This is a genomic window from Streptomyces sp. NPDC050625 (assembly GCF_040654755.1).
Classification (GTDB): Bacteria; Actinomycetota; Actinomycetes; order Streptomycetales; family Streptomycetaceae; genus Streptomyces.
In genome coordinates, this window is sequence record NZ_JBFAIQ010000119.1 from 1 (window position 1) to 1,393 (window position 1,393).

Annotated in this window: 2 protein-coding genes; both read left to right on the plus strand. The window is 65.8% G+C overall.

Going from position 1 to position 1,393, the window contains the following annotated elements; translation table 11 throughout:
- Positions 1–435 (plus strand): alpha-glucosidase C-terminal domain-containing protein (locus AB0I54_RS48145; RefSeq protein ID WP_363302755.1); only part of this gene is annotated, 435 nt, incomplete at its 5' end.
- On the plus strand, positions 432–1,393 hold a 962-nt coding region (locus AB0I54_RS48150), incomplete at its 3' end, for an alpha-amylase family glycosyl hydrolase (protein WP_363302756.1). The genes AB0I54_RS48145 and AB0I54_RS48150, both read left to right, overlap by 4 nt.

A 1,393-nucleotide genomic window follows, 5' to 3' on the forward strand; every position in this document is an offset into this window, starting at 1 on the left:
TCGGAGAAGTACCAGCTCAAAGCACGCGACTGGGCCGCCGCCGAACGCGACGGACACACCCTCACCCCCCTGATCACCCGCCTCAACACCATCCGCCGGCAGAGCCCGGCCCTGCGGCAGCTGCGTGATCTCCACTTCCATCACGCCGACCAGGAAGCGGTGATCGCGTACAGCAAGCGGAGCGGATCGAACACGGTTCTGGTGGTCGCCAACCTCGACCCCCACGACACCCAGGAGGCCACGGTCTCGTTGGACATGCCGCAACTCGGCCTGGAATGGCACGAGTCGGTGCCGGTGCGTGACGAACTCACCGGCGAGACCTATCACTGGGGCAGGGCCAATTACGTGCGTCTCGAACCGGGTCGGCGACCCGCGCACGTCTTCACGGTTCTGCGACCGTCCAACCCGCAGATCGGAGGGTCACCCACAAAATGATCGTCAACGAGCCCGTTCCGGATACCTTCGAGGACACACCCGCCAAGGACCGGGACCCGGATTGGTTCAAACGCGCCGTGTTCTACGAGGTCCTGGTCCGCTCCTTCCAGGACAGCAACGGCGACGGCATCGGCGACCTCAAGGGCCTGACCGCAAAGCTCGACTACCTGCAGTGGCTCGGCGTCGACTGCCTCTGGCTGCCGCCGTTCTTCAAGTCCCCGCTGCGCGACGGCGGATACGACGTCTCGGACTACACGGCCGTGCTGCCCGAGTTCGGCGACCTAGCCGACTTCGTGGAGTTCGTCGACGCCGCCCACCAGCGGGGCATGCGCGTCATCATCGACTTCGTCATGAACCACACCAGCGACCAGCACCCGTGGTTCCAGGAGTCACGGCGGGACCCGGACGGGCCCTACGGCGACTACTACGTCTGGGCGAAGGACGACAAGCAGTTCCAGGACGCGCGGATCATCTTCGTCGACACCGAAGCCTCCAACTGGACCTACGACCCGGTCCGCAAGGAGTACTTCTGGCACCGCTTCTTCTCCCACCAGCCGGACCTCAACTACGAGAACCCGGCGGTCCAGGAGGAGATGATCTCCGCGCTGAAGTTCTGGCTGGACCTGGGCATCGACGGCTTCCGGCTGGACGCGGTGCCGTATCTGTACCAGCAGGAGGGCACCAACTGCGAGAACCTGCCCGCCACGCACGAGTTCCTGAAGCGGGTGCGCAAGGAGATCGACGCGCAGTACCCGGACACCGTCCTGCTGGCGGAGGCGAACCAGTGGCCGGAGGACGTGGTCGACTACTTCGGCGACTTCCCGAGCGGCGGCGACGAGTGCCACATGGCCTTCCATTTCCCGGTCATGCCCCGCATCTTCATGGCCGTGCGCCGCGAGTCCCGCTACCCCGTCTCCGAGATCCTCGCCAAGACCCCCGCCATCCCCGCCCGCTGCCA